Source organism: Streptomyces alkaliphilus, assembly GCF_014141535.1.
Classification (GTDB): Bacteria; Actinomycetota; Actinomycetes; order Streptomycetales; family Streptomycetaceae; genus Streptomyces; species Streptomyces alkaliphilus.
On the sequence record NZ_VKHT01000590.1, the window covers coordinates 1 to 3,303 of the forward strand.

The window sequence follows — 3,303 nt, forward strand, 5'->3', positions numbered from 1 at the left end:
GAACTCTCCTCGGGGCGGACGCGGCGAACGGAACGGCGGGGCGGGCGGAAAGCCGGACGGGGCCCGGGAGCCCGACACGCGACGGTCCCGCACGGCTGCGCCGTACGGGACCGAAGGGGTGAGGGGCGGTGGCACACCGCCCGTCGGGTCACTCCTCGTGGTCGCGCGGCGGGAGGGCCGCGATCAGCGGGTGGTCCCGCTCGATCAGGCCGAGCTTGCCGGCACCGCCCGGCGAACCGAGCTCGTCGAAGAACTCGACGTTCGCCTTGTAGTAGTCCTTCCACTCCTCCGGGACGTCATCCTCGTAGAAGATGGCCTCGACCGGGCACACCGGCTCGCAGGCACCGCAGTCCACGCACTCGTCCGGGTGGATGTACAGGGAGCGGTTCCCCTCGTAGATGCAGTCGACGGGGCACTCCTCGATGCATGCCTTGTCCTTGAGGTCGACACAAGGCTCCGCGATGACGTAGGTCACGCTGTGGTTCCTCTCCATGAAGGGCGGCGGCCCGCTGTGGTGCCGCCGGCCGGCGCGCGGGAGCGCGGCGTCGTCGATGCCGCCCCCTAGTATCGCCGCTCGGGGACCCATGACGAACACGAGGGGCGATCAATATGCCGGACTTCGCGGCAGGGGTGCGACTGGAAGTCCGCATCACCCCCGATGACCTGGGAAAACGGGTATCGGTACGCAGCCTGGTGGACCCGGCCGGGCCGGGTGGGGGGTTCACCGACACGGTCGGCGTTCTCACATCCTGGACGGACGGGGTCATCACCGTCACACGTCGGGACGGCACCTTCGTGGAGTTGGCGGAGGAGGCCGTGGTCGCGGGGAAGGTGGTGCCGTCGGCCCCGGCGCGCCGGCGGGGCGTGCCGGCCGCCGGCCTCGGGGAGCTGTGCGCGGTCGCCGCCCGGGGGTGGCCCGCCCCGGAGGAGGAGCGGATCGGGGACTGGCTGTGCCGGGCCGCCGGGGGATGGACCCGACGCGCCAACTCCGCGGTGCCGCTGGGTCCCGGAGCACCCGACGTGGAGCGGATCACGGCCTGGTACGCCCGCCGCGGACTGCCGCCGCAACTGGCGGTGACCACGGGCGCGGCCGGGGCGCACGAGTTGACGGCCGCGACCCTGACGGCCGCCGGGTGGACCGCCTCGGGGCATGCCGTGACGCTGGTGGGGTCGTTGGCCGCGCTCGCCGATCGGGAACCGGATCCGCGGGTGGTGATCGGGCGGGAGCCGGACGAACGGTGGCTGCGGGGGTACCCCAACGCCCACCGTGACCCGGGGACGGCCCGGCGGGTGCTGGCGGCCGGACCGGGGGTGCGGTTCGCGACCGTGCCCGACCCGGAAGCGGGGCCGGACGCCCCGCCCCGGGCCGTGGGACGGTGCACGGTGGACGGCCGCTGGGCGGGCTTCGCGGCGGTGGAGGTGGCCCCGGCACAGCGCCGTCGCGGTCTGGCCGGGGCCGTGATCGCGGAGCTGGCCCGGCGGGCCCTGGCCGGGGGCGCGAGCGCGGCGTGGTTGCAGATGGAGGTGGACAACGCCCCCGCACGCGCGCTGTACGCGGGCGCGGGCTTCGCCGAGCACCACCACTACCACTACCTGCGCAGGCCCTGATCGACACCCCCCGCCGGGGAACCGGATCCGGGGGTCGCCGAATCGGCTCGAAGCGGGGCGGGCGTGTGGAGCGCCCCGGGGGCGCGGTAGCGGCGCGGGCGCCCGTCCCCGCCCTCCGTGGAGGGGGAACGGGCGCCCGTGCCGTTACCGCGCGCCGGTTGGTCCGGGGGACCTCAGTTGGGGTTGAGGTCCAGGTGGCCCACGCGGTTCCCCTCGCCGGTCTCCCGCAGGGTGAGCCGCAGCACCGACGCGATGTCCTCGGGCGTGACCGGGGTGGCCTGCCCGTCACCGCGCACGATGGTCACCTGGTCGAAGGTGCTCCCGTACAGGCTCGCCATGACCTCCAGGTCGTAGTGGTCGACCAGCTTGCCGTCCACCGGCCGCATCGACAGGAACTGCCGCAGCGAGTTCTCCGGGCTGAACTGGATCGTGGGGGCGACGCCCGGGACCCCGTCGGCACCGGCCACGATGGTGACCAGGCCGGACATGGCGGGCTCGGCGAACTCCTCCATCGCCCGTTCCACCTCGGCCCGGCCGACCTCCGGCTCCACCTCCACGGCCCGCACGTCGATGGTGGGGTTCTCCCCGGTCGCGGCGCGCAGGCGGAAGACCTCCTGCACGGCCGGCGCGGCCGAGGCGACGTCCACCGCCAGGCCGGGCTGTCCGTAGTCGGCCACGGGAGCCCCGGTGTCGAAGGAGATCGAGCCGTCGCGGGGGGCCGCGGCGCCGATGTCCGCCAGGTCCAGCAACGCCGCGTTGAGCTTCTCCTCGTCGACGTCGAAGACCGGCTCGACCTCACGCCCGGAGCCCAGCAGCGACCCGATGACGCTCACCGGGTTGTAGTCGGTGCTCGCCGCCTCCCGGACGGTGGCCTCGGTGTCGATGGTCAGACCCGCGACGGCGGGCAGCAGTTCGACGGTCTCGCCCTCCACGCCCAGCAACAGCGGGGCGGTCGCCGGGTCCTCCAGCGCCGATTCCAGCCGGTTGACCGCCGTCTGGATGGTGGTGCCGCCGATGTCGTGACCCAGCACCGTGGTGCCCTTGGGCACGTCGTCCTGGTCGAGGAGCAGCCCGGCGCCGTAGGCCACGACGAGGAGACCGACGACGCCCACGAGGGCCAGGACCAGCAGCTTGCCGCCCCGCCCTCGGCGGGGCTCGTCGTCGTACTCCTCGTACTCCTCGTAGTACTCGTCGGCGTCGGCCTCGTGGTCCGCGGCCCGCTCGCCGTAGCCGGTGCCGTAGGAGGGCGCCGGAAAGCCCGGGGCCGGATCGGTCGCGCCGTGGTGGACGCCACCCGTCGAGCCGGTGCCGAAGGGCTCCGGGAGCCGGGGCATGGCCTCGGTCGCCTCGGAGTCGCGGGACAGCCAACCGGTGGTGGCGCCGTGCCCGAGGGGGCGTTCCGGCGGCGAGCCGGCCGGGTCCATCGGGGAGCCGACCGGCTCGCCGGGCACCGGGTGATCGTCGGAGGCGGTGGGGATCCCGCCGGGCGGGGTGCCCGGATCCCCGGGACCGTCGGGCAAAGGCTCCATCGACCCGGTGCCCGGGCCGGTGGTGGGGCCTGTGGGCTGCCGCAGCGCGGCACCGTTGTCCCGGCGGGGAAGCGGCGGCACCGGGCCGGTGGACGCCTCCCCCGTCGGGGTCGGGTCGACCATCGGCGCGGGGAGCGTGCCCGTCGCGGCGGTGGCCGTGGGCGGG

3 protein-coding genes are annotated in these 3,303 nt (G+C 74.9%); 1 reads left to right on the forward strand and 2 read right to left on the reverse strand.

Going from position 1 to position 3,303, the window contains the following annotated elements; genetic code table 11:
* Positions 1-148: 148 nt before the first annotated feature.
* The gene (gene fdxA, locus FNQ90_RS17130) at positions 149-475 is read right to left on the reverse strand and encodes a ferredoxin (RefSeq protein WP_143622851.1); all 327 of its coding nucleotides are present in this window, start codon (positions 473-475) and stop codon (positions 149-151) included.
* Positions 476-609: 134 nt separating this feature from the next.
* Here fdxA and FNQ90_RS17135 point away from each other — a divergent pair, with 134 nt between their 5' ends.
* Complete coding sequence (locus tag FNQ90_RS17135) at positions 610-1,608, forward strand: GNAT family N-acetyltransferase (protein ID WP_182607187.1); 999 nt, start codon at positions 610-612, stop codon at positions 1,606-1,608.
* A gap of 173 nt (positions 1,609-1,781) precedes the next feature.
* Here FNQ90_RS17135 and FNQ90_RS17140 read toward each other — a convergent pair.
* Positions 1,782-3,303, reverse strand: a 1,522-nt coding sequence (locus FNQ90_RS17140; RefSeq protein ID WP_182607188.1) for a peptidoglycan binding domain-containing protein, incomplete at its 5' end; no start/stop codon positions are given.